General features: G+C 35.4%; 29 protein-coding genes and 1 pseudogene. 14 read left to right on the top strand and 16 right to left on the bottom strand.

Features of this window, described 5'->3' with window-relative positions:
* Nucleotides 1–9: 9 nt before the first annotated feature.
* Entirely contained in the window at nucleotides 10–333 is a 324-nt protein-coding gene (locus VF726_RS06715; protein ID WP_000289561.1) for an iron-sulfur cluster biosynthesis family protein, read from the bottom strand.
* Nucleotides 334–818: 485 nt separating this feature from the next.
* Between VF726_RS06715 and VF726_RS06710 the strand changes: the two are divergent.
* Nucleotides 819–1538: pseudogene (locus VF726_RS06710) on the top strand (collagen-like protein); the annotation flags it as partial.
* A 100-nt stretch (nucleotides 1539–1638) separates the two neighbouring features.
* Here the strand turns inward: VF726_RS06710 and VF726_RS06705 are convergent.
* Complete coding sequence (locus VF726_RS06705; protein ID WP_440166888.1) at nucleotides 1639–2859, bottom strand: ATP-binding protein; 1221 nt, start codon at nucleotides 2857–2859, stop codon at nucleotides 1639–1641.
* Complete coding sequence (locus VF726_RS06700; protein WP_440166886.1) at nucleotides 2856–4112, bottom strand: ATP-binding protein; 1257 nt, start codon at nucleotides 4110–4112, stop codon at nucleotides 2856–2858. Before VF726_RS06700 ends, VF726_RS06705 begins: the two co-directional genes overlap by 4 nt.
* Nucleotides 4113–4296: 184 nt before the next feature.
* On the opposite strand from VF726_RS06700, the gene VF726_RS06695 reads away from it, so the two are divergent.
* Together VF726_RS06695 and VF726_RS06690 are read left to right on the top strand one after the other, a co-directional pair.
* Nucleotides 4297–6327 (top strand): catalase, encoded by a 2031-nt coding sequence (locus tag VF726_RS06695; RefSeq protein ID WP_440166884.1) that lies wholly within the window; start codon nucleotides 4297–4299, stop codon nucleotides 6325–6327.
* Between the two features lie 11 nt (nucleotides 6328–6338).
* Complete coding sequence (locus VF726_RS06690) at nucleotides 6339–7148, top strand: alpha/beta fold hydrolase (RefSeq protein ID WP_440166882.1); 810 nt, start codon at nucleotides 6339–6341, stop codon at nucleotides 7146–7148.
* Nucleotides 7149–7351: 203 nt separating this feature from the next.
* Here VF726_RS06690 and VF726_RS06685 read toward each other — a convergent pair whose 3' ends face one another.
* From VF726_RS06685 to VF726_RS06675, 3 genes are all read right to left on the bottom strand, one after another.
* The gene (locus VF726_RS06685; RefSeq protein WP_440168274.1) at nucleotides 7352–9496 is read right to left on the bottom strand and encodes an LTA synthase family protein; all 2145 of its coding nucleotides are present in this window, start codon (nucleotides 9494–9496) and stop codon (nucleotides 7352–7354) included.
* A 272-nt stretch (nucleotides 9497–9768) separates the two neighbouring features.
* Nucleotides 9769–9999, bottom strand: a complete 231-nt coding sequence (locus tag VF726_RS06680) for a hypothetical protein (RefSeq protein WP_440029998.1) — start codon at nucleotides 9997–9999, stop codon at nucleotides 9769–9771.
* 11 nt (nucleotides 10000–10010) lie between these two features.
* Nucleotides 10011–10307, bottom strand: coding sequence for a DUF3986 family protein (locus tag VF726_RS06675; protein ID WP_440166880.1), 297 nt, complete (start codon nucleotides 10305–10307; stop codon nucleotides 10011–10013).
* Nucleotides 10308–10427: 120 nt separating this feature from the next.
* Here VF726_RS06675 and VF726_RS06670 point away from each other — a divergent pair, with 120 nt between their 5' ends.
* The 3 genes from VF726_RS06670 to VF726_RS06660 are packed head-to-tail and all read left to right on the top strand — an operon-like array spanning nucleotide 10428 to nucleotide 13010.
* Nucleotides 10428–11435: an ABC transporter substrate-binding protein gene (locus tag VF726_RS06670; RefSeq protein WP_440166878.1), complete on the top strand. Its 1008-nt coding sequence runs from the start codon at nucleotides 10428–10430 to the stop codon at nucleotides 11433–11435.
* 11 nt (nucleotides 11436–11446) lie between these two features.
* Complete coding sequence (locus VF726_RS06665; protein ID WP_440166876.1) at nucleotides 11447–12211, top strand: ABC transporter ATP-binding protein; 765 nt, start codon at nucleotides 11447–11449, stop codon at nucleotides 12209–12211.
* A complete protein-coding gene (locus VF726_RS06660) occupies nucleotides 12204–13010 on the top strand; it encodes an ABC transporter permease (protein WP_166703443.1) in 807 nt (268 codons plus the stop codon). The genes VF726_RS06665 and VF726_RS06660 overlap by 8 nt, the downstream gene beginning before the upstream one ends.
* Nucleotides 13011–13043: 33 nt before the next feature.
* Here VF726_RS06660 and VF726_RS06655 read toward each other — a convergent pair whose 3' ends face one another.
* From VF726_RS06655 to VF726_RS06635, 5 genes are all read right to left on the bottom strand, one after another.
* Complete coding sequence (locus VF726_RS06655) at nucleotides 13044–13271, bottom strand: hypothetical protein (protein WP_000849119.1); 228 nt, start codon at nucleotides 13269–13271, stop codon at nucleotides 13044–13046.
* A gap of 214 nt (nucleotides 13272–13485) precedes the next feature.
* A complete protein-coding gene (locus VF726_RS06650) occupies nucleotides 13486–14598 on the bottom strand; it encodes a recombinase family protein (protein WP_440166874.1) in 1113 nt (370 codons plus the stop codon).
* A 291-nt stretch (nucleotides 14599–14889) separates the two neighbouring features.
* Nucleotides 14890–15429, bottom strand: coding sequence for a DUF3267 domain-containing protein (locus VF726_RS06645; RefSeq protein ID WP_440166871.1), 540 nt, complete (start codon nucleotides 15427–15429; stop codon nucleotides 14890–14892).
* A gap of 111 nt (nucleotides 15430–15540) precedes the next feature.
* Nucleotides 15541–16020, bottom strand: coding sequence for an antimutator 8-oxo-(dGTP/GTP)ase (gene mutTA, locus VF726_RS06640; RefSeq protein WP_048529549.1), 480 nt, complete (start codon nucleotides 16018–16020; stop codon nucleotides 15541–15543).
* A gap of 84 nt (nucleotides 16021–16104) precedes the next feature.
* Nucleotides 16105–16422, bottom strand: coding sequence for a hydrolase (locus tag VF726_RS06635; protein ID WP_440166869.1), 318 nt, complete (start codon nucleotides 16420–16422; stop codon nucleotides 16105–16107).
* 83 nt (nucleotides 16423–16505) lie between these two features.
* Between VF726_RS06635 and ytzI the strand changes: the two genes are divergently transcribed.
* The 4 genes from ytzI (at nucleotide 16506) to VF726_RS06615 (ending at nucleotide 17879) form a co-directional block, all read left to right on the top strand.
* Nucleotides 16506–16655 (top strand): YtzI protein, encoded by a 150-nt coding sequence (gene ytzI, locus VF726_RS06630; protein WP_000912935.1) that lies wholly within the window; start codon nucleotides 16506–16508, stop codon nucleotides 16653–16655.
* 199 nt (nucleotides 16656–16854) lie between these two features.
* Nucleotides 16855–17085 (top strand): YczI family protein, encoded by a 231-nt coding sequence (locus tag VF726_RS06625; RefSeq protein WP_087958438.1) that lies wholly within the window; start codon nucleotides 16855–16857, stop codon nucleotides 17083–17085.
* Between the two features lie 333 nt (nucleotides 17086–17418).
* Nucleotides 17419–17658 carry a hypothetical protein gene (locus tag VF726_RS06620; RefSeq protein WP_440166866.1) on the top strand — a complete coding sequence of 80 codons (240 nt, stop codon included), beginning with the start codon at nucleotides 17419–17421 and terminating at the stop codon, nucleotides 17656–17658.
* Between the two features lie 11 nt (nucleotides 17659–17669).
* Nucleotides 17670–17879, top strand: coding sequence for a YczI family protein (locus tag VF726_RS06615; protein ID WP_440166864.1), 210 nt, complete (start codon nucleotides 17670–17672; stop codon nucleotides 17877–17879).
* A 227-nt stretch (nucleotides 17880–18106) separates the two neighbouring features.
* Here VF726_RS06615 and luxS read toward each other — a convergent pair whose 3' ends face one another.
* The gene (luxS, locus tag VF726_RS06610) at nucleotides 18107–18580 is read right to left on the bottom strand and encodes an S-ribosylhomocysteine lyase LuxS (RefSeq protein WP_001141371.1); all 474 of its coding nucleotides are present in this window, start codon (nucleotides 18578–18580) and stop codon (nucleotides 18107–18109) included.
* Nucleotides 18581–18708: 128 nt separating this feature from the next.
* On the opposite strand from luxS, the gene yidD reads away from it, so the two are divergent.
* Complete coding sequence (gene yidD, locus VF726_RS06605) at nucleotides 18709–18945, top strand: membrane protein insertion efficiency factor YidD (RefSeq protein ID WP_000809334.1); 237 nt, start codon at nucleotides 18709–18711, stop codon at nucleotides 18943–18945.
* Here the strand turns inward: yidD and VF726_RS06600 are convergent.
* Complete coding sequence (locus tag VF726_RS06600; RefSeq protein ID WP_000838159.1) at nucleotides 18942–19505, bottom strand: beta-class carbonic anhydrase; 564 nt, start codon at nucleotides 19503–19505, stop codon at nucleotides 18942–18944. The two genes, yidD and VF726_RS06600, sit on opposite strands and share 4 nt — an antisense overlap.
* A 224-nt stretch (nucleotides 19506–19729) precedes the next feature.
* Between VF726_RS06600 and cydA the strand changes: the two genes are divergently transcribed.
* The gene (gene cydA, locus VF726_RS06595; protein WP_440166859.1) at nucleotides 19730–21079 is read left to right on the top strand and encodes a cytochrome ubiquinol oxidase subunit I; all 1350 of its coding nucleotides are present in this window, start codon (nucleotides 19730–19732) and stop codon (nucleotides 21077–21079) included.
* Nucleotides 21069–22097 (top strand): cytochrome d ubiquinol oxidase subunit II, encoded by a 1029-nt coding sequence (gene cydB, locus VF726_RS06590; RefSeq protein WP_440166857.1) that lies wholly within the window; start codon nucleotides 21069–21071, stop codon nucleotides 22095–22097. Before cydA ends, cydB begins: the two co-directional genes overlap by 11 nt.
* A gap of 163 nt (nucleotides 22098–22260) precedes the next feature.
* Here the strand turns inward: cydB and VF726_RS06585 are convergent, their stop codons facing one another.
* Both VF726_RS06585 and VF726_RS06580 read right to left on the bottom strand, forming a co-directional pair.
* Nucleotides 22261–22494, bottom strand: a complete 234-nt coding sequence (locus VF726_RS06585; protein ID WP_142286658.1) for a spore germination protein — start codon at nucleotides 22492–22494, stop codon at nucleotides 22261–22263.
* A gap of 82 nt (nucleotides 22495–22576) precedes the next feature.
* On the bottom strand, nucleotides 22577–23401 hold the full coding sequence (locus VF726_RS06580) for an S-layer homology domain-containing protein (protein ID WP_440166855.1): 825 nt from the start codon (nucleotides 23399–23401) through the stop codon (nucleotides 22577–22579).
* 709 nt (nucleotides 23402–24110) lie between these two features.
* Here VF726_RS06580 and VF726_RS06575 point away from each other — a divergent pair.
* Nucleotides 24111–25145 carry a YdcF family protein gene (locus VF726_RS06575; protein ID WP_440166853.1) on the top strand — a complete coding sequence of 345 codons (1035 nt, stop codon included), beginning with the start codon at nucleotides 24111–24113 and terminating at the stop codon, nucleotides 25143–25145.
* 73 nt (nucleotides 25146–25218) lie between these two features.
* Here the strand turns inward: VF726_RS06575 and VF726_RS06570 are convergent, their stop codons facing one another.
* On the bottom strand, nucleotides 25219–25548 hold the full coding sequence (locus VF726_RS06570; RefSeq protein WP_440166851.1) for a zinc ribbon domain-containing protein: 330 nt from the start codon (nucleotides 25546–25548) through the stop codon (nucleotides 25219–25221).
* Nucleotides 25549–25675 lie beyond the last annotated feature (127 nt).

Below are 25675 nucleotides of genomic sequence, written 5' to 3'. Positions count from 1 at the left end.
TTTTCTTTACTACACTCGAACGTGTAACTTCATATTCGGATTATAAAATTGGCTCGGGCTCTTCAACTGAAAAGTTCCTCCACCTTCATGCCAATCAACTGTTAACTTATCATCCATAAATACAAGCTTTGTGCGATCTGCGATAAAATTCATTGCGCTAGATTCGATATCTACATCGCGCTCATCTTTTTCTGCTACAGCTACTAAATCGATAATTCCGCTCATTACACAACCGCAGCCTTCATTATCATAAAATAACTTTATATATTTCGCTTCGTTTGGAATCGTATCCATAATCTTCTTATATGCTGCTTCTGTTACAGTAACGTACATACGTTAATCTTCATCCTCTCTTCTCGTATCCTTCATATATTGTACCACTATTTTTCTAAAAGTTAGTATACTGAAAATTAAGGCTAATAACGTGATAAAGGAGGTTGTGTATCACTATGTTCAACTTACTGAGATACCCCATCCTCTTAAGTCTACTCGGTAGCTTTTTTATTTCTAGCGGAATGGTATTACAACATATATTTCCTTATTCTCCTTCTATTGGCTGGATCTTAGCTTTTATTTGTTTCCTTTCTGCTTCCTATCTTGCTATAAAACAATAAGAATTACTTTAAGATTTATTTACAGACTTAGGTGTTACTTTCAGTCCACAAAAGAAATATTGGCTCTATAACGATTCACCTCTCCTCCCTATTTTTGAAATCTATACACAATACGATCGAACACACAAAAATATAGAATTCATAATATGTATAGTAGTTCTATTTTTAAAACTAGTTTTTCAAAATATAGAGAGGAGAACGTACATGTACCCACGTAATTGTTTTAGTTGCGACGGCAGACGCAACAGTGGTTCTAACGGAAACACCGGGCCCACTGGGGCTACTGGATCTGCCGGGCCTTCCGGAGCTGGTTTTCAAAGTACTACCGCCTTTAGTCTAGCAGCCGCTCCCACCTATAAAAAAGGACAAGTTGTCACTTATACGAGCAGCGGCTATGTTGTAAAAATAGATGCACCTCAAGGATTTCCAAATGTATCACCAGATTATATCGTATTAGTAGAAAGTGGACCGACTGGGCCTTCTGGCAGTACTGGACCTACGGGTAACACCGGACCTTCTGGGAATACTGGACCTACGGGTAACACCGGACCTTCCGGTAGTACTGGATCTACCGGAAGTACTGGAACTTCTGGTAGCACTGGACCTTCCGGCAGCACTGGACCTTCCGGCGGCACTGGACCTTCTGGCAGCACTGGGCCTACGGGTAGCACCGGACCTTCCGGCAGCACTGGGCCTACGGGTAGCACCGGACCTTCTGGGAGTACTGGACCGACTGGCACTGCCGGTAGTGCTTCAGCAAAAAGTATTGTTTTTCAAGGAACAAATGCCGGTTTTCAACGTATAGCGGGGTCTCCTGGAATTGACTCCAATGTTATTCCATATGTCACTGCTGGAGCCGGTAGTATAGTTGGATTTGCTGCGTCTATAAATGTAAATAACTTACCTGCTGCTGTATATTCTATTTTTCTAATCACTGATCTATAACCCTTACTTAAAACCATTCATTCCACAATAAAAAGGAGATCACTCTCAAATAAGTGATCTCCTTTTTTAAAATGGTTTTTCATGATATCGGCAATATAACCTTCACCGTCGTTCCAACTCCAACTTCACTTTCAAAACTCATTTTACCGTTGTGGTCTTTAATAATTTTTTCTGTGACTACTAACCCTAAACCTGTTCCTGTTTCTTTCGTTGTGTAAAAAGCTTCATTTAGCTTCGGAATTTTGTCTTTTGGGATGCCGCACCCTTCATCCTTAACTTGCACAATGATTGCATCTTCTACAGTCACTTTAATCGTAATCGTTCCGCCAACTGACATTGCTTCAATCGCATTTTTAATTAAATTAAAAAATACTTGCTTTAATCTTTTTTCATCACATGTAATCGATGGTATGTCTTTACTATAAATACCTTGTATGTGCACTCCTTGATTTAAAGCAGGCTTCCCCATAACTCGGATAACATAAGCGATAATTTCTTCTATATTATGAACTTCTGATTCTAGTGATTTAGATTTCTCAAATCCACTAAGTTCTGTAGCGATTGTATGAATTCGTTCTACTTCTTGTTTCATAATATCACTATATATTTTATCCTCTGGATATTTAATCGCTTGCTTATTAACAAATTTATCTAAATTAGCTAGAGGTCTTCTAATTTTGTAACCAATAACTGTAGCCATTTTCCCAACAGTTGCTAGCTTTTCTGTTTGTTGTATTTCTTTATCCATCATCTCAAGCGTACGAACGTAAGATTGAAACCTTAAAAACATAATCCAACATATAATAGTAAATACGCTATATAATGCCATAGGGATTAAAACGAGTGACGATTGAATAATGATTCCTATAAGAGCGTATTTCCCAACAAGTATGCTCGGAACTAACCAAAAATATCTTTTATTCACAAAGAGTGGGGCAAATAAAATAAAAAATCCTTCTACTATATTCCCACCATCAAACTCAGCATCACTACCATAGTAAATCATAAAATTATGGATAAAATCTAATAGGTTATATCCAATTAGAATAATATATTTCACTACAAATGGATTCTTCCATTTCATGAAGTATACTCCAATACAAAACAAAACCACCATTAGAAAATAAAGCCATAAACCTAAACCATCTTCAAATTGTCCTACTCCCTCTTGCTCTCCCCCGATTAAAGGTACAATAAATTCGTAGGCAAGATCGTATACAAAAAATATAATAAAAAATAAACTTAAAAATATTTTCAGTGCCTTCATTTCTTCATTTTTAAATATATCGTCTTTATTCATATGGTAACTCCTAGCTTTTCTCCCTCTTGGATTTCATTATTTCCACGTTGCTTCGGGAGAATGATATCTATTCTAGTTCCAATATCTCTTTCACTTGAAATATGTAATTCACCAAGATGCTGCTCAGTAACAAGCCGATTCGCTACCGTAAGGCCTAGGCCAATTTTATCTTGTTTCGTTGTATAAAAGGCCTCTTTAACACGAGCTAAATTTTCTTTCTTAATACCGTAACCATTATCAATTACACTTAGCATTACATAATCTCGTCCTTTATTTTCTAATCGCAAATCTAATGTGCCACCTTGCTCCATCGCCTCCAGAGCATTTTTTATGACATATAGAAAGACTCCTCGTATTTTCCGCTCATCACATTCAACTTCTATCGTCTTTTCTTCCACATTAGAAATAAACTGGACGCTAGATTCATTCATTTTTTCGCGAACAATTGTTACTGCTTGTAATGCAATTTCACCTATATTATGTTTCTTATAAACAGAAGGTTTACATGTAGCAACTTCCATTAACTCACTTATCATATTATTCATATTTTCTATTTCAAAAATCATCTGTTTGTAAATAGGGTCCTCCCCATGCTTCTCTCGTTGTAATTGCGTAAACCCTTTTAATGAAGCAAGTGGATTTTTAATTTCATGTCCTACTGTCGCTGCCATTTTTCCGACTACTGCTAATTTTTGTGATTCACTAGCAATCTTAATACTTTTCTTTACCGCTAATAGGTATTGTATAAATCGATTTAAAATGATGTATGCCGCTATTAATACGAGTGTATACATGATGAGGAACATAAACGCTTTTACTTCCTCTAATACAAATAAATAAATTACATATTTCCCTACAATTGTCGAAAGTACAAACACAAAATATTTTTTATTTAAAAATATAGGTACAAAGAAGATGAAAATAATTTCTATTATATTTACTCCATCAAATGCCGCCTTATTGTAAAGCATATTCGAAAGTATATTAACGATTTCTATTCCTATGTATGCAAATACACATGTATATTTAACAAGGTTCGCTTTCTCTTTTTTTATTAAATATACATTCACAACGAGTATTGCAGTTCCGCAAATAACTTGCCATAGTATACTATGGCCCTTATCCGTTAGCGATTTATTCTCTAATACGATTGCGTAGAAAATTTGGTATGAAACAACAATGACATACAACACCCATAAAAAGATTTTAGCATTCCTTTCTTCTTCTTTATATGATAGAAAACTTCCTTTCACTTCAACACCCCTTCAAAATAATATCTCGAAGAATACCATTTATTATAATAAATGATTTTCATAGACAAACAAAGATAAATCGAACATTTGAGGGAAATCATTCCAATAGAATGAAGTATCTTCAGACTATATATAAGCATAAAAGCTATAAACAATAATACGTATATTATGGGAGGTGTTTTATATGGACGGTAAAAAAAATAAAAAAACAGAACAACTGGAATCCTTCACGCGTGAGAATGAAGGAAAGAAAATGACAACAAATACAGGTGTTACAATTGCAAATGATGAAAACTCTTTAACCGCTGGCGATCGTGGCCCTACCCTTCTAGAAGATTTCCTGATGCGAGAAAAGCTTGCTCATTTTGATCGTGAACGAATTCCTGAAAGAGTCGTTCACGCACGTGGATACGGTGCACATGGTATTTTCGAGCTATATGAATCTTTAGAAGAGCTAACAATGGCCGACTTTTTACAAGACCCTTCAAAAAAAACACCCCTTTTCGTTCGCTTTTCTGAAGTGGCTGGATCAAAAGGTGCGAATGAAACAAATCGAGATGTACGAGGATTCGCTGTTAAATTTTATACAGAAGAAGGGAATTTTGATTTAGTAGGAAACAATATCCCGATTTTCTTCATTCAAGATGGCATAAAATTCCCTGATCTTATTCACGCTCTTAAACCTGAGCCGCACAATGAAATTCCACAAGGGCAAACAGCACATGATACATTTTGGGACTTCATCGCCAATAACCAAGAATCCGCTGCGATGATGATGTGGATTATGTCTGACCGTTCTATTCCAAGAAGTTTTCGAATGATGCAAGGATTTGGCGTTCATACATTCCGCTTAGTGAATAAAAATGGAAAGTCGCGATTTGTAAAATTTCACTGGAAGCCAAAGCTCGGTATCCACTCATTAATTTGGGATGAAGCTCAAAAATTAGGTGGTGCTGATCCAGATTACCATCGCCGTGATTTATGGGAAAATATTAATGCTGGAAACTATCCGGAGTACGAACTTGGCATTCAAATTCTAGAAGAAGAGGATGAATTTAAATACGATTTCGATATATTAGATGCGACGAAAATTTGGCCTGAAGAAGATTTCCCTGTTAAAATCATCGGAAAAATGACATTAAATCGCAATGTCGATAATGTATTCGCGGAAACGGAACAAGTCGCACTTCATCCGGGAAGTATCGTCCGCGGTATTGATTTCACCAATGATCCACTCTTACAAGGTAGGCTCTTTTCTTATACAGACACTCAATTAGCACGCGTCGGTACAAATTATCAAGAATTACCGATTAACCGTCCGGTATGCCCATTTCACAACAATCAAAGAGATGGTGCATCTAAATATATAATCGATAAAGGAAAAATCGCTTACCATAATAATTCTTTAGCAAATAACACGCCTTACACTGTCCCCGGTATAAAGGGTGGGTTTGTTACATATCCTTCTACTGTATCAAGTCATAAAACGAGAGAAACAGCCGCAAGCTTCAAAGACCATTTCTCTCAAGCACGTTTATTTTGGAATAGTATGATTAACGTTGAAAAAGTTCATATTATGCAAGCCTTCTCCTTTGAATTAGGAAAAGTAAAAAGTAAATCGGTTCGCCAACAAGTCGTAAATATGATTGGTCATATTAGTACTGAACTAGCTACGTTAGTCGCTGAAGCGGTCGGAGCAAAAGTCCCAAACATTCAAGAATCGAACGTTACGAAATCATCGCCAGCACTTAGTATGGCCAATACGACATTTAGTCCGAATACATTACGAGTAGGGGTCATTGTTGCAGATGGATATGATGGACAAAACGCGCAATATATAATAAATCAATTCAAACAAGTTGGGTTACAGCCAGTGATTGTTTCCGAGCGATTGGGTATTGTACAAGGGACACAAAATGTACGTTGGGACGTGAATGACACTTTCTTAACAGGATCCTCACTTCTTTATGACGGTTTACTTCTTATTGGAGGAAACCTTGATGAACAGTTTCTTAATAAAGCGAGTTCATTTGTCGTAGAATCATATAATCACTTTAAACCAATTGCTGCCTTTCAAAATGGATCTACCATTATTCAATCTTTAAATATTGAAGGAAAGCCTGGTGTCCTAATAGAACAAACCCCTACGCTTCTGGCAAATGAATTCATTAAAGCTATGACGAAACAACGCTTTTGGGATAGAGCATATGAATAGGGGGATGATTTATGTTTGTTACCGTCGAGAAAGATGTTCATATTTTTGTGCAAGACGTTAATCCCGGACCCGGTAGTAAAACTGTTTTCTTCGTCCATGGCTGGCCTTTAAATCATCAAATGTACCAATATCAACTCAATGTGTTACCACAGCACGGTTTCCGCTGCATCGCTATGGATATACGTGGGAACGGGCAATCTGATAAACCGTGGACTGGCTACACATACAATCGTTTAGCAGACGATATCGCCATTGTTCTAGAAGCACTTCAAGTCGAAAATGCTACATTAGTCGGTTTTTCAGTAGGTGGTGCTCTTTCTATTCGCTATATGTCCCGCTATAACGGTCGCCGCATTTCTAAGCTCGCATTAATTGATGCGGTCTCTCCTTCGTTCGTTAAAAATCAAGAATCTCCTTACGGTGTACCAAAAGAACAAGCAGATGCGCTCATTAATCAAATGTATGTAAATTTACCAAAGTTTTTAAGTGACGTATCTTTATCATTTTTCAATAGAAATTTAGGGGCTGCTACGTTAGAATGGTTTTCTTACCTCGGTATGCAGTCTGCTTCCTACGCTCTCATCAAAATATTGCAAGCAGCTGCAAACGAAGACGTAACGAAAGATTTAAGTACAATTAACGTCCCAACAAAAATATTCCACGGTGTTCACGATCAACTTATCCCATACAAAAGCGCTGAACTCACGCAAAAGCGGATTAAAAATTCTCAGTTACATCCTCTTACAAATAGCGGTCACGGCTCTCCAATCGATCAAGCGGATGAATTAAATGAAGAACTTATAAAATTTTTGAATTCATAAAAAATCTATGCCAAATCGTGTAATAGGAATGCAGTTTTCGAAAAATAAAATTCACATATTTCTCACAAATCAATCAATAAAACGATTACATTTTCATTTATACTAAATGTACAGGTAATACTCCCTAACCCCAGCTTGTCTGGTTACCCCGTTAAATATTATAAAAAAAGAACTTGTATCGTTATACAAGTTCTTTTTGTTTTCTATTTAAACAGTATATCTTTACTATACTGTTTTCCAGCAAGTAAATCATATTGGATCATTTTATATTGCTCTAACATTTCTTTTTGTTCTTTTGTTAAATTAGTTATCTCTTCCCCATCTTTATTAACCTTTAACTCATCTCTAAGAACCGGTATCTCTTTATGCATTTCCGATAAGAATTGATAAAACGGTGATTGATTTAGTCCTGCATAATCAAAAACAAGACTAGAAAAATAAATTGGACTTACTAAACCTAAATTGTCATTTGGCAAATCAAAATTTGCATACATTAACAATGGTGTTTCTGACATATTTAATCTTTCTCTTACCGTCTCTTCGTCTTCTATATATCCTGCTTCTGTATAAATAGCTTTATTAGTTCCTAACATAGGTAAATGGTCTCCAAAGAAGACTAGTAGAGTAGGTCTATCTAGATCGTCAAGCTGCTCAATTAAGTATTGCAACGCTTCATCTGATAGCCTTACACCTTCTGTATACGCTTCTAATTCCGCTTTCGATTCCTCTTCTGTTAATCCACTAATTTCTATTTTATTTTCTCCAAACATATTTGGCGTATATGGAAAATGATTTTGCATCGTAACCGCATGAATAAACGTAGGTTGTTCTCTCTTTTTCAATTCATCTATTATTTCTTTACTCATAGATAAATCACCTATATTGTCTCCAACTACTTCTTTATTTTTCATCGTGTCTTCCGCATTAAAATTATCAAATCCCAATATTTTATATACATCTTCACGTTTATAAAACGATCGATTGAAAGCATGAATTGCACTTGCATAATACCCTTGTTTTTTCAATTCACTTGCAATAGATGGCACTTCTTTCTGGCTTGGAATCGCTTGTTGATATGGTATAGACCCAGGCATTAAAAGACTCATTGAGTAACTCGTTAACGCTTCAAATTCTGTATTCGCTGTATTTCCTCCAAATGTAGGAGCTATCGTTTGTCCCCCTGGAAAATTCTCCATATAACGATGTAAATTCGGCACTGGATCTTCGCTAAATGACAGATTTGTTAATTTTGTCGGATCCCAGAATGCTTCACTCATAATAAATATAATGTTCGGCTTCTCTGCTTTTTTTTGCGCTTTTACTTTACCGCCATATTGTTTTTCTATATCCTTTGCAATTTGCTGCATATTTTCCTTTGAATACTTCTCTGGCTCTTTAATGACTGTCGTATCTAAGTTACTTAAAAATCCAATAACAAAACCATTCACCTTATAATTTGCAGCTTGATTCCACGCACGGATGTCTACCCCAGCTTTTGTAAATATATTATTCATAAAGGTAGTAGGATAGTTACTATATGCATACAACATAAACGCAGAGCCACATATGAAAATAACCCTCATAATAATATGTGATTTTATAACTGGAATATACTTTCGTATATACATAACTACAAACACAATCAAAACAATGCTAATTATTGTAAAAGATATAGTCCTAAAACTGAAATAATCCATAACCATTGGTATAACGGAATCCATATGACCAACCTGTGTGAAATCAGACGGATAAAATGGTTCTCCTCTAAAAATAAGCTTAAAATGGTTCACCATCACAAAAATAATTAAAACTATGCTAGTTATCGTTGTACTTAAGAAAACTCTTCCAAGCAAATTATATGCAAAAACGTATACCATATAAATAAATAGCAGGCTTAATATATACTGGCCATATTGTAAATACACCCATGCATTTACTGCTATAAGACTCATATCTTCCTGCACGATGATATACATCCAACTCATTGTATGAGCAATTAAAAATAATACGACATAAACTCGAATAGCTGGCCTAAGCTTATGACCAATACCTTTATTTAAATGAATGGTGTACAGTAGTACCCCCCACAAAATAATAATGAGTATACTTAGCTGTATTGTTCCATTAAAAAATTCTTTAGTTCTCTCAAATTCGAAAGACCTTAACATAACAAAGAATAGCGTTTCTAAACAGATCGCCCACATTCCACTAAGAATGATAGAAATAAATAGATTATTTCTCGGTTGCTGAGCCGAAAAACTAAAATGAAATTCATCTCTTCTTCGTCGCTGTGTAAAAACATTAAAACGCAATTTATTCCCTCTTTCCTTTACCCCTTCGTCTCGCATCCACAAACATATTGTCCTATACAAAATACCATATTTGTATGCAGCTAGTCTCCCTATGTGCTTGTAATATACACATGTATCCTTAATTTCCCCTTAAAAATACAGTGAAACTTTAATTAGCTAGGGACGTTCAAGATTGAACTGGATAAAACTTCTTCGCTCTATATTCTAATAGCATAAATGAACTATGCTTCACAAAATTGTTACCATAAGAAAAGAACCTATCAACACTGACAGGTTCTCCTTCATTTTAACAGACATGAGTATATTTATTATAGAAGAGAATACATCCATACTTTCCATATAATACATACAAATACGATAACTACAAAATCAAAAAGATCTAATCTCGGGCCCTTTTTCATATTCATCTCTAGCCACATATGAATCCATTTTTTCTTTGTATATTTTTGGATGTTTTTCTTTGCAAATCGGTAAACGAGCACTTGCATAATAAAAAATCCGACTACGAAAATGAACAATAAAATGAGAAAATCGACCACAAAATTCCTCCCTATTTTTGCAGCGATTTTTCTACTATTTGATTCCTCAAAACCCACTCTTCAAACTGAGCACTTCCGAATTCCCAGCTAAGATCACGAGCATGTACAGAAAAAACGTAATGACCAGCATATTCGTCCATAAATCTACCTGTCTCGATCTCCTCTTTCTGAAGACCATATGCTCCAAAATTAAAATACACATCCCATACGTCTTCATTCTTCCTTTTATAAGCAATCGATTCCATATCACATTCTGCTCCGAAATAATCAAGATGTAAATGTACGCTATCATCATATTCGTACTCCATTTTATCACCCCTTATATTTGTACTTCTTTATCACCTAAAAAATTCCTGCTATCTACACTCACATATAGGCACTTACCTACATATCATGCTTGTAGAGTGACTTCTAGGAGGTGTCATATAGTGAAAAAATTAATAGCTGTTTTTTGTATCATGTTACTAGCTGTTTTCACATTTACTGCTTGCAGTAGTAAAAAAGAAGGTACGAAGGAACAAACTCAAAACATTCGCATTGGCGAAGTTACCCATTCTCTCTTCTATGCCCCGTTATATGTCGGGATTGAAAAAGGATTTTTTAAAGATGAAGGGTTAAATATTGAACTCCAAACAACAGCTGGTGGAGATAAAACGATGACCGCTCTATTATCTGGCGGCATTGATATTGCTCTCGTCGGTTCAGAAACGTCCATTTACGTTCATCAACAAGGTGCAAAGGACCCTGTCATTAACTTTGCACAGCTTACACAAACAGATGGAACTTTTTTAGTTTCGCGTAAAAAATTAGACTCCTTTAATTGGAATGACGTAAAAGGTGTTACATTTTTAGGACAGCGTAAAGGCGGCATGCCACAAATGGTTGGAGAATACGTTTTAAAGAAAAATGGCATTGATCCGCATAAAGACACGAACTTAATCCAAAACATCGAATTTGCTAACATTGCAAATGCCTACGCATCTGGTACGGGAGAATTTGTCCAGCTCTTTGAACCGACTGCAAGTATATTCGAAAAAGAAGGAAAAGGATATATCGTCGCTTCGTTCGGAAATGAATCTGGTACTGTTCCGTATACATCGTTCATGGCAAAGGAAAGTTTCTTAAAGAAAGATAAAGCTGCTGCTGAAAAATTCACACATGCTCTCTACAAAGCACAACAATGGGTTGATACTCATAGTCCAGAAGAGATTGCTGATGCCGTTTCTCCGTTATTTAAAGACACTTCAAAAGACATTACAGTAAAAGTAATTGAACGGTATAAAAAGCAACATTCTTATGCGACAAATCCGCTATTAGATGCTGAAGAATGGAAACAGCTCCAAACGATTATGAAAGACGCTGGCGAATTACAAAAAGAAGTTCCACATGAAGCGCTCGTCAATACAAAAATTGCCGAAAGCGTTATTAAGAAATAGAGGCGAAGTGTATGAGTTTTTTACAAATACGTAACGTTTCTCACTGCTTTTTCGCAAAAGAGAATGCCAAATTGATTCTCGAAGATATGAGCTTACAAGTGGAAGAAGGCGAATTCATTTCGATACTCGGCCCAAGTGGTTGCGGCAAAACGACACTCCTCTCCATTATTGCCGGGCTGCTTGATCCAATTGAAGGTATCGTCTTTTTAGATGGTGAGCCCATTACAACGAAAACTTCATCTATGGGATATATGTTACAGCAAGATTACTTGTTCCCTTGGAAAACAATTGAAGAAAATATTATGCTTGGACTTCACACCCGAAAAATTTACAATGAACAGACGAAAGAACATACTCTACAGCTTTTAAAGCAAGTCGGCCTACATGATGTAGAGCAGCAATACCCTCGTGAACTATCCGGTGGTATGCGTCAACGTGCCGCCCTCGTTCGAACGTTAGCGACCGATCCAAAAATTTTATTGCTAGATGAACCTTTTTCGGCGCTCGATTACCAAACGAAATTGAAACTAGAAGATCTCGTTTTCAGCTTACTACACAAATATAAGAAAACTTCACTACTCGTGACACATGATATTGAGGAAGCAATTGCGATGAGTGATCGTATTTATTTACTACAAGCGAATCCCGGAAAAATTGCAAAAACATTTATCGTCCCAGAAAGCATCCGTTCCTTATCGCCGTTAGACTCACGCCACCACCATGACTTCCCATCCCTCTTCCAAAATATATGGAAGGAGCTGGAGCGCCTTGGATAATATAAAGCAACTGCATGAACAGTTTCGGAAGAAAGAACGCAAGCGCGCATGGTTAGCACGGTCTTTACAGCTTTTACTGCTCATTCTTTTCTTTGCACTATGGGAAATAGCTAGCAAAAAAGAGTGGATTGATCCCTTACTCTTTAGCTCTCCTTCAAGCATTTGGGATCTCTTCCTTAGTAAATGGCTTGACGGTTCTCTTTGGGTCCACATATGGACGACATTACTTGAAACTGGAGTAGGCTTCATTCTTGGAACAGTGCTCGGCGCTATTATCGCTACTTTCCTTTGGTGGATACCGCTTCTCGCCCGCGTACTTGATCCCTATCTCGTCGTCCTAAACGCCATGCCAAAAGTGGCACTTGGTCCGATTATCATTGTAATCTTCGGTCCAAATATTTCTTCGTCGATTGCAATGGGCGTAATCATTTCCATCATCATTACCATTCTCGTTATTTACAGCGCATTTCAAGAAGTCGATTCTAACTATATAAAAGTGATGGACACATTTGGCGCAAATAAATGGCAATGTTATAAGCAAGTCGTTCTCCCCGCATCCTTCCCAGCAATTATTTCAACGTTAAAAGTGAACGTTGGGTTATCATGGGTCGGTGTTATATTCGGCGAACTTCTCGTCTCTAAACAGGGTCTTGGTTACTTAATTAGCTACGGATTCCAAGTATTTAATTTCACGCTCGTCTTACTGAGCGTACTACTCACCTGCGTCCTCGCAACACTCATGTATGTGTTTGTTGAAGCATTTGAAAAACTTCTAATTGGGAAACGAAAAAAAAGCTGACTTATGGTGATAAACTATAGTCAGCTTCTTTCTTTACCTTTTATCACACATCTTTGTTTCATTTGTAACGTTGCCATTTGCAACGGTAACTGTATGGAAACAATCTTTCACACGTACTGTAACGACATTTTCTTTTCGATCTATTACATGATAATCATCATACTTTTTATTTAATGCACTACGAATTTGCTCTCCTTCAAAAATCGGAAAACCGTGAGACATTACCCAAATGAGACCAGCAACCGCAAGAATCGTTTTCATACGTTTCATTACCTCCTCGAGAGTAAACTTATAGTCCCTACAATATGCGCATTATAATTGTGTCTAATTTGTGACATTTTTATACTAATTCTCTTTTAAAGCTTCAGTTCCTTCTTCTTTTTATAAAAAAGACAGAATTTTCAATTTTATCAACATAAAAAAACACAAAGAACTGAAATTCTTTACGTTTTCTTGACTAAATATATGACTCGCATTAGTGTCCACTTTGCTGTTCTATCATTTTCGAAACATCATATAATCCCGACAACACTTCCGCTCTCATTTTTACAAGCTCAGGGAACTGATAGAAGAACGCAATTTTTTTATATTTTAACTCCGATCCTTCTTTCACTTTTTTTGAATCTTGTAAAATAAATGCTGTAAACGTATCTGCAATATCTTCCGCTACATTTGTCGTTCCATACTGCGATACAAACTCCTCATGCTTTTCTTTAAAAAATTCAATTTGAGTTTCTTCGCTTTCTTCTACTTTCTTTTCTGTCCATTCTTGTTCAATTGGTTTCCAGAAAGAGTTATAAAATTGATTAATATAAGATTTCTCCTTCGTGCATCCCTCTTGTAAGAAAAGAGTTTCACAGTTATTTCTGTACTTTGAAATATCTTTCTCTTCTTCAAAATCCTTTACATATTGTTCATCTACTGGTATTTGCTTATGTCCGAGCGTCAACACGTGAGCTGTCTCATGAATTAATGTTTTCATCACTTCATCAATATTTACCGCAGAATCAAGCGTATCTAAGCTAAGAGTCCAGTCTTTCGGATTCTCCATACTCGGCATAACGTGGGCAACAACACCGTCATAACCATCCGTTATTAAATCAAATTCTTTTATATTCCCGCGATATTTAGCTGGGATGAGGGTTCGGTATATATCCCATAAATCTTCATGATAACCTCTATCTTGACGTTGTTGTAGCACCTCTTCTTTCGCTTCTTTATCCTCAGCGAACACTTTATTTAAACGTTTCCGTTCTATTTTTTCAAAATAAGGATCTACAATTTCATCACCATCAATATAATAAGAAGCTAAAAAGAAGTAACTTTCATCCTCTTCTTTTTTCTGTTCTGCCTCTTTCATATCCGCAATTTCATGCTCTCCTATATTATAATCTTCTACTGCTTCAAGCTCAGATAATCCATCTATTTTTTCATATACTTTTTGAAGTTTCTTATCTCCTATTTCTACGCATTCTTCTTCTGTCTTACAAATTTCTTTTTCTTTCACACTCTTCATAGAACTTTCGCATCCTGCCACTAAACCGATTGCGACAATAACCCCTACTAACTTGCCATACAGTCTCTTCATACAGTCCTCCATCAATACATTCTACAAAAATATAATAATCGCTTTTTAACGAATATGCGATAATGAATTATATAAACTGTAAGGAGGTTTCCTATGATTCAGGCAGCCCTCCAGAAAAATTTATCAGCGATTTTTCGAATATATCGACCGTAACTTGAAATATATCAGCGATTTTTGAAATATATCGATCGTAACTCAAATTATATCGGCGATTTTCACAATATATCGATTTACCGACAAAAATTTACAAAAGAAAAAAGAAGCCGTTTGTTCAAAACGCCTCCTCTTCCTTTATGATTCATATACTGTAAACTGCGGTTTACTAGGATGATCTTGAACTACCGCATCATCTGGAAACTTTGAAACTTTTTGATATAAAGCAATGTCACCGATACAACTCGCTGTTAGTAAGATTCCTAAAAACGAGAGTGGCTCCAGATTCATAACTAATCCCAATGCAATTGGCAAAATTCCAGTCGGTAAAAACGGTAACATTAATACTTTCTTCATTTGCTTTACTGTAATCGCCTGTTTAGAATGCGCATATGCAACACCTAATTTCCAATTAACGCCCCATTTCAGCTCACTCCATGGAACGCCTCCGATGTAACGAAATCCAATTAAATGTATCGTTTCATGAATACATATGAGAACAATCATTCCAATAATCAAAAGAAACATAACGGGCAATGTAAAGTCAAATTGAACCCCGCCTGAAAGAAATATATGCAAATAACCAATTCCAAACGCCAACGCAAATATTATAAGTAATGAATAGATATTTAACTTAACCATCGAAACAGTAACAGTCGTTTCTTTTCTATTCTCCATATTCCCCTCCTAAATTGTAAATATATCTTTACAAAATTGTATAATATACCCAAAATAATGTAAAGATATATTTACATTCATTCTTGCCCACAAAAAAAGAAACCGGCCACTTTACTTCGTAAAACAGCCGATTTCTTCTATATGTTTCATCGTACGCGCCAATACATCGTCGCGCATTATAAAGCTAAATTTTCTATCCGTTTTAATGTTGTCAGGAATTTCTGTTAATAAAACAGATCCTTTCGTTTCTTCGTAATGCGTATGTTCTTCTACCGCACTAATTGTTGCAAAATAAATGTTTTTAATGATTATTTTGTCTTTTCCAGATACTTTATATTGTCCTAAGTAAGTTAAATCAGAAACTATGCCGCCGGTTTCTTCATGAACCTCTCGAACTGCCGCTTCTTCCGGTGTTTCCCCGAGTTCCACTTTACCACCTGGAAATTCAAGACCGCGACGTAAATGATGCGTTAATAACCATTGATCCCCGTACCGGCATACAACCCAAACATGCTTTGGCTCAGGAGAAAATGGATAACGTTCAAACGATAATTGTACAGTGTTGTGGTAATAATCTTTAAATTTGTACATGCCATTACTCCCCTATTGATGGTTACAAGTTTTTCCTACCACAAATTGTAGCATATTCTCGCTTTTCTGCATAATATTATCCAATTATAATCCATTGATTATTCCCATTTGCGCGACTAATTCTTTCGTCTCATGATTTCCTAAATCGTAAATCATTTTATATGCTTTTTGTAGTTGTTCATCATATCGGTCATTATTTGAATCGTGATGATACTCAACAAATGGAACGTGAGAACGTACAAAGGAGCCTAAATCTTCTACATACGCTTGATCAAAGTACTCTCTTAACTCCGTAATTTCCTCATCACTTGCAACAATCTCAAAATTATACGTATCCGCCGTCTTCACTTGTGAAATTTGACCGTTTCCTATTGATATATAATATGTTTTTTTCGTCTCCATGTAACACCCTTCTTTCATCCTTTTAATTTCTATTGTTTTCATCAAATACAAAATTATGTAAAATAAAGAAAAGGAGGGATTTCATGCTGAAAATATTAATTATCGGTATTATCATCGTCCTAGTCATACTAGTACTCTCCGTCATGACGATTAATAAAGGCTACGCTTATAAACATTCTGTTGATAAACCAGAAGATAACCCTTATACAAAAAACAGCAAGAAAAATTCATAATATGCTTCATATACTACTTATTTTAGCCCACATCATATTCAGTATTTATTTACTGGCAAGTCAACATAACTTTCTACTACTTTCACAATTTCTATTAGAAGCTTTACTACCCTTAAACAAATAAAGGAAAAGATTCAGGAACCGGATTTATTTGGATTTTCCTCATTATTAGCTATATAAAATAACAGGGGGAATATATATGCTAAAAGGATTACAGATTACTTTTGCACTCATTGCATTATGTATAACAATATACGGATATTTTACTGGTAATAGAGAAATGATGCCGTATATGTTCATTTTCTTAGGATTAATGGCTTTCACTATAGGGCTAGGAGAAATAAAACAAGAAAGAAAATCTAGTGGCATACTTGCTTTTCTCGCTGGATCTGGCGCTTTATTTCTTAGCTTCTCAGAACTATTCCGATAAATAGTCTATTTAAAAGGAGGTTATATAATGCTAACCGGATTACGGATTGTTTTAGGACTTATTACTCTTCTCGGACTCTCTCTTTGCACTTATGCCCTTATTACCGATAATTTTTCACTTCTCCCATACGTACACTTTATTCTCAGTTGTTCCTTTATTCTTCTAGGAATTAACGAATTGCAATCCGGACGAAAATCAATGAGTATTCCGTTTTTTTTCGTTTCTAGTCTTATATTCCTCTTTCTCATATGTAACTACTTTCGCTACATGTAGAATGAAATTCCAATCAATTTAGCATTTATAATTATTTTCTTTCTACTAAGGAGGGCTAAAATGCATATTAGACAAATACAACTCATCATCGTTTTTATTACTTTAATTCTATGTCTATACAGTACATTTACAATGAACTTTCAAATCTTTTCACCTATCATTTTGTTCTTCTTTAGTTTATATGGGATTTTAGTAGGAATTGAGACGATTCAAAAACAACAAAAGCAAATTGGAGCCATTAGCATCGGTTTAAGTCTTTTTACGATTGTTTTTGTTATTCCATTTATACTGTTCTTTTAAAGGAGGATTATATGGTTGAAAACATTCGAGTTATAATCGCCACTATCGCTCTTATTCTCGCCCTATTTAGCTTCTTCGTAAATATCCCTATGCTTTTACCATACGTTTTTATCCTTTTCGGAATTGATGAAATAAAAGAGCGGCAAAAAGCAAAAGCATTTGTTTATTTTCTCGGTTCTGTCTTTGTTTTGTATGTTGGGGTGTCTAGTATAGTTTCATAAAAAAAGAGGTCGTCCAACACATATGTTAGACGACCTCTTCTTTTTATTTGATTCATAATATTGTCAGTTTTTGTCGGTAAGTCGATATCCAGTGTCGAAACGTCGATATATTAAAAAAATCGTTGATATATTTCAAGTTGTGTTCGATATATTCGAAAAATCGTCGATATAATTTCATTTATCATCGTACTACAAAAAAACTGCCCTTTCACAGGCAGTTTTTCTTTCTATCCAAATACTTTCTCAAGTTCATCTTTATCTTGGCTTAACCAGAAGTTCATTAAGCGTTGTGCTCCTTCTAAGTCGTGAAGCTTCGCTTGACCACACTGCGTTTCATTTGCAGCTGGAATTTCTGTAATTTGAACCGCATCTTTTAATGTTAGTTCTAATAAATCAATGATTTCTCGAACCGTCGGTGTTCCGCTTACTACAAGATAATATCCTGTTTGGCAGCCCATTGGTGAAATATCGATAATATCAAAATGCGGATAACGATCAATATATTTACGTAAATTAAATGCTAATAAATGTTCTAACGTATGAATAACATCTGGTTTCATTGCTTGTTTATTCGGTTGGCAGAAACGAATATCGAATTTATTTACAATACCGTCACTACCTACATTGTGAACTCCGCAATGTCTTACATAAGGTGCCTTTACAATCGTATGATCTAATTCAAAGCTTTCTACTGATGGCATACAACATCTCTCCCGCTTTTAATTTAATTCCGTTATATCCAATATGATATAACGGAAATGCACATTAGTAAAGTATTATGTACAGTCGTGCTATAATACTTTAAGAATATGCTGAAAAGGAGATCGTTATGAAACAGATTTTTATTGGGATTATACGCTTTTATCAAAAGTTCATTTCTCCGATGACACCACCTACTTGCCGTTTCTATCCAACTTGTTCTCATTACGGATTAGAGGCGTTTCAAAAGCATGGTGCACTCAAAGGCTTTTGGCTTACTTGTAAGCGTATATTAAAATGTCACCCTTTCCACCCAGGAGGATTTGATCCTGTCCCAGATAAAAAGGATGACAAAGTAAATTCTTAATTATCGTAACCATTCACAACTAAATCTAATTTTCCTGTGTCAGGATCGATAACAAGACCGTGAACAGGTACTTCTTCCGGAAGTAATGGGTGGTTGCGAAGTACTGATACGCTATGTTCTACACTTTCTTCCACACTAGAGAAACCGCGCAAGAATTGTTCTAAATCGATTCCAGAATAACGAAGCATATCTAATTTCTCTTCTGTTATACCGCGCTCTTTCATTTTCTCAATTGTACTGCTTGCTTGAATTTTTGCCATGCCACAATCATGGTGACCAACTACACATACTTCATCAGCGCCAAGTTCATATACAGCGACTAAAATACTACGCATAATACTTCCGAATGGATGTGAAATAACAGCACCTGCTACTTTAATAATTTTCACATCGCCGTTACGCATATTCATCGCTTTCGGCAATAGTTCAACAAGTCTTGTATCCATACAAGAAATTATTACCATCTTTTTGTTTGGAAATTTCCCCGCTACAAACTCTTCATACTTTTTCTCTTCAACAAATTTCTCATTGTACTGCAAAATCTCTTCTAATGACTTCATAGTAAGGAACCCTCTTTTCTCTCGTTTACACTACATAAACAGTGTACCAAAATATGAAAACCACAAAAAGTATATTGTAATATTATAAAAACGATATATTTTTAGATAACCGACATAATTCTTTCAAAATATACACACAGCTTTGTAACAAGTCTCACATACTACACTGCTATTTTCACTATAAACTAATTGTAGATAATGTAAAAAAGGAGTGAATATTTATTATGTCCGACGTTCTGTTACTGAGTCGTTTTCAATTTGCAATTACTATTTTTTATCACTTTTTATTTGTACCTTTGACAATCGGACTTGTTATTTTAGTGGCATGTATGGAAACGCAATACGCCCGCACATTGAATCCAACATATCGCAAAATGGCAAATTTCTGGGGTAAATTATTTACAATTAACTTCGTCATGGGGATTATAACCGGGATTACGATGGAATTCCAATTTGGAACAAACTGGTCTGAGTACTCCAAATATATGGGAGATATTTTCGGATCACCTCTCGCAATCGAAGCACTCGTTGCCTTCTTCCTAGAATCTACTTTCATGGGAATATGGTTATTCGGTAAAGACAAAATTTCACCAAAGTTCCGCGCCTTCTGTATGTGGATGGTTGCACTTGGAACAAATATTTCCGCCCTTTGGATTATTACAGCAAACGGCTTTATGCAAAACCCTGTTGGCTACGTCGTGCGTAACGGCCGCGCTGAATTAAATGATTTCTGGGCACTCGTTACAAATCCATACGCTTGGAATATGTTCTTCCATACTGTAGTTGGTTGTTATATCGTTGGTGCTTTCTTCGTTATGGCAATTAGTGCCTATCACTTATTACGTAAGAATGAAGTTGAATTCTTCAAAAAATCATTTAAGTTTGGTTTAATGTTAGGCTTATTCGCCGCAACAATTACACCGTTTATGGGACATCAATCTGGTGTATCAGCAGCTAAATATCAACCAGCTAAAGGTGCTGCGATGGAAGCTGTTTGGGAAACTGGAAAAGGACAAGGCTTCTCGATTGTTCAAATTCCTGATGTAAAAAACGAAAAGAACTTTGAATTCCTAACGATTCCAAAGTTAGGAAGCTTCTTCTATACAAATTCATTTGATGGCGAAATTGTTGGTTTAAAAGATATTCCGAAAGAAGATCGTCCAAATGTTAACCTCGTGTACTATAGCTTCCGCTTAATGGTTGCACTTGGTATGTTCTTTATGGCATTAACTTGGTACGGTTTCTACTTAAACCGAAAAGGAAAACTAGAAAACTCAAAACGTTACTTAAAAATTACAATATGGTCTGTTTTACTACCATATATCGCAATTAACGCTGGTTGGATTGTTGCCGAAGTAGGTCGTCAACCATGGACAGTTTATAAACTCATGCGTACAGCAGAATCTGTATCACCTATATCTGTTCCGCAGATTTGGTTCTCATTAATTAGTTTAATATTGTTCTATACTCTACTCTTAATTGCAGACGTATACTTAATGCTAAAGTTCGCGAAAAAAGGACCTGCTGCATTAGAAGAGCCTACTACTGAAGGAGGTACAGCTCATGTCTCATGATATGCTCGCAATCATCTGGTTCGGTTTATGGGGCGTAATTTGGACAGTTTACTTCATTCTTGATGGATATGCACTTGGTAACGGAATGATTTTTCCTTTCGTTGCGAAAGACCGACAAGAACGAAATCAATTACAAGAAGCAATTGGCCCGTTCTGGGGTGGTAATGAAGTATGGTTAATTACAGCTGGTGGCGCAACATTTGCTGCCTTCCCAGTCACATATGCAAATATGTTCAGCTATTTATATACACCACTATTTTTAGTATTACTTGCACTATTTGCTCGTGCTGCTGGACTTGAATTCATGCATAAAGACGATTCACCAGTTTGGCAAAAAACTTGTAAATGGGCATTTACAATTGGTAGTTTCCTAATCGCCTTCTTATTCGGAGTTACGTTCGCTAACCTGTATTACGGATTACAAATCGGAAAAAATGGCTATGAAGGAAATTTACTTAGCTTACTCAATCATTACGGTATTTTAGGAGGTCTGTTCTTCACTTCTATATTCGTCGTATCTGGTGCCCTTTGGGTTATGATTAAAACGACTGGTGAAGTATCTGATCGTGCTTATAAAATCGCTAGACCATTTTCAATGGCAGCTGCTATCATTTTAGCTATTTTCTATGTAGCAACTGCAAATCGTACAAACTTATTCCAAAACTTCACGGAATATCCGGTACTATTCATTCTTCCAGTACTCGCCATGTTAATGAGTGTACTCGCACTTATTATGGTGTACAAACATAAAATTGGTCTTGCATTCACATTCGTTTGCTTAACAATCGCAATGTTTATGACAACTGGCTTTGCAGGCATGTTCCCAAGAATGTTACCGTCACGTATTAACGACGCATACAGTACAACGTTATATAACGCAGCGGGTAGCCAGTTAAACTTAAAAATTATGTTCTTCGTGGCGATGGTTATGGTACCAATTGTTATTGGATATCAACTTTGGAGCTACAGTATATTTAAAAATAAAATCCATAAAGACTCTGCTAAAGGGTATCACTAAAATGAAAAAGACACTTCGTTTGAAGTGTCTTTTTTACGTATGATTTTTGATAGGATGTTATATTTCTAATCTAACAACTATAATACAGAAGAATCATTAACAGCTCACAGCTAGATTGTAGCACAGGACAAGTTCATCATTGTATGCAATTTTACATATTTATCTATAAAGTAAATTGTATTCCTTGATCATTCGCATCGCTATCCCTTACATCCGCTGTACTAATACCACTAAATGTTTGTACTTTCATTCCTGTATTCGATGATCCCGATCCATTATAAGCTTTCGTTTTTTCAATTGGTTGCACGTTATATTTATCACCTAAGTTAATTGTTCCGTTACAATTTTCAATAATAACACCTTCCACAACTGATGGCATTTTGTCACCTACTTTCATTTCGTTACTTTTAGTGTATGAGAATCGCCTAGAAAAATAGCTTGCTTCCATAAGAAAAAGCACTCAGATTGAGTGCTTTTTCTTATTTACCTTTTTTCTTTTTCTCACAAGCAATTCCATCGCCATCACGGTCTAAATGCTTACCATAATATGGACTATCTCTTGTAATGTCATAATATCCCGCATCGTTTGCTTCTTTACAGTTAGCAAAACGTTTTGGATCTGGCTTTACTTCTGGTTTCGGTTCTGGTTTTACTTCTGGTTTCGGCTGTGGTTGTTTTGCTCCTGGTCTTTCTTCAAGTGGTAACGTTGCATTATATAAGAACTGAACGTATTGCTCACGACTTACGTGCATTCTAGGTGCGAATGTACCATCACCAGTTCCAGCTGTAATATAATTTGATTTAATTGCAGTAATCGCTGGATTTGCCCATCCATTTCTATCGACATCCGGGAAATTATGATCCCCTCTTATTTGCAATTGGAATCCCTTTGTTAAAATTTGTGCCATTTCATCGCGAGTAAGTGAATCTTTCGGTCTAAAGTTTCCTTTATCATCACCAGCGAATACACCCATCTCTGTTAAAGCAAGAATCTCTTTTTTAAACCTAGTTGAACGATCCGTAACATCCTTATATGGATTGTGATACTGTTCTTTTACTGTCGGTTTTAATTGACGGAACATAAGAGCAGCAACTTGCTCACGTGTTACATCATCACCAAATCCAAAAATCCCATTTCCGTATCCAGCAACAACATTTTTATTTGCTAAATCCATAATTGCTTTATAAGACCAATGATTATTTGGAACATCTTTAAAATCTACGCTTGCCTGTGCTGTTCCAATTGAAGTAAATGCTGTAGTTGCAACAAGTGCACCTGTTAAAATTAATTTCTTAAATCTCATACTTAAGTCTCCTTCTCTTTCCATAATAACCATTTAACAATATAACAAATTATTCAAATGTATTTTGTCATATTCTGTCGAACACAAAAAAGAATCCAGCAGGATTCTTTTTTGCTAAGCATGAATGGCAATTTTGGAGACAGTTGACTTCTTCAAAAATTTATTAGGGGTAATATTTTGAAAAAGAAAGCCTTTCATATGTAGGTTAACACCACTGGAATATACAGTAAATTGATAATATTTATACGGAAGATTGCTAATGTTTAGTATAGATAGTTTCCACTACGCTAACAGTAAATACTATCTATACTAAACAACAAAAAAGTGCCTTCAAAGAAGACACCTTTCATAAACAGACACTATAAAACAGAATTATTTATTGTTATACGATTGTTAGATACAAAAAGTAGAGGGAAATGTTTGTCTAAAATTCTGCTTTATAGCGTATATCCACAACTTATATTGTATTCCTCTTTCCTTGAAAATAAATATAATATGCATAATTACATACCAAAAAGAAAAGACACTCCATAGAGTGCCTCTTCGACCATTTTACCTTTAATATATCGCTTTACATACATTGTAACATATGTATCCATATGTTTTTATTGAGAAAATTCAAAATCCTTTTTCTTTCATTTCTAATTATAAAATCATGTAATATAAAAGGTATGTCAAATTCTTATACAAATTGAGGTGTACTATATTTATGTCTTTCGGAATCATTCCTCTTATATTGTTTATTATTTTTCTTATCTCCTATTTAAAAGATCCACGAAAAATAATAAATGGCTTTTTATTTAATGCCTTTTTCTGTTCATTTCTATTATTTTGCGCCATAGCCTCATATGAGTCTGGTAGTAATTCTTTACATTTTATCGTTATTATTCCGATGTTAGCGCTAATTGTAATGATACCTTTTGCTATAGTCGCTTTAATGTTTGGACTATTTCTTAATGCAAAAATTTTAATGCAACGTGAAGGAAGACGCTTCACAAACTCTTTAACTTTAATTGCTGCTTTAGGGATTTTATTCTTTATTATGCTCCCTATTATAAATCCAGCAAGTTTATTCTCAGAGCATTTTCAATTTATTTTTGCTGCTATATCTCTTATAACTATGTATTTCTTTGTACATTTATCTAACTTCTTAAGTGCGTATTTTTTATACCAATTCAATAGACCAAGACGTAACCAAGATTTCATCATCGTTCTCGGTAGCGGCTTAATCAATGATAAAGTACCGCCTTTACTTGCAAGTCGTATTAATAAAGCAATCGACTTTTACTGGAAACAAGCCGCTGTGAATACACCACCAACAATTATTTTCTCTGGTGGACAAGGTCCAGATGAAGGGCTTCCTGAAGCAGAAGCGATGCAAAAGTATGCTGTTGAAAAAGGAATTCCGATTGAACATACAGTGCAAGAAAATCGCTCTGTAAACACATATCAAAATATGTCGTTCTCTAAAGATATTATGGATTCTTTAAAACCAGACGGTAAGTATAGAAGTATTTTTACAACGAACAATTTCCATCTTTTCCGTGCAGGTATATATGCAAGACAAGCTGGTCTTAATAGCCAAGGAATCGGATCAAAGACAGCCTTTTATTATTGGCCTAATGCAATGATTCGCGAATATGTCGCAATTGTCGTTATGGGACGTAAGCGCCATATGAAAATATGTGGAACTATTTTAGGTTTTGCTTTATTCTTAACAGTGATTAGTTTTATTGTTTCTTAATAGCTATTCAATAAAAAGTCCCCTAAAAGCTTTATACAAAGGGGACTTTTTTACACCTTTCAGTTCATCAAATTTAAATCAGTAACATAACAGCATACAACACATTAATTATTCCAGAAACCAATCCAACAATAGCAAATGTTTTACTCGTACCTGTCACTTGTTTATTTAAACCTAATATAGAAAATACAATAGCTATAGTACCAATAAGTCCCCATAAATTAATAAACCATGATATCAATCCAGTAATGAAACCAACTAAAGAAAAAACTTCTATACTACTATTAGAATTACTATTTACAAAACTTCCCTCTACCGTTTTATAGCTAAGACTCTCCCCACACTGTCCGCAAAACTTGTTGCCCTCGTTCGTTTCATTTCCACATTTCGTACAGTATCCCACAGAATCCCCTCCCTAAGATCAATGCCCAAAATGTATATATCCATACTATTCATTCTACTTTTTTATATCAAAATTATGACCACCATCTAACCTTCTACAGTTGTATGTAAAATAATAATATGGTCAT

Source organism: Bacillus sp. Brlt_9 (assembly GCF_051948935.1).
Taxonomy (GTDB): Bacteria; Bacillota; Bacilli; order Bacillales; family Bacillaceae_G; genus Bacillus_A.
The sequence above is the reverse complement of the archived record's forward strand: the minus strand, read 5'-3'. Positions and strand labels throughout refer to the sequence as shown.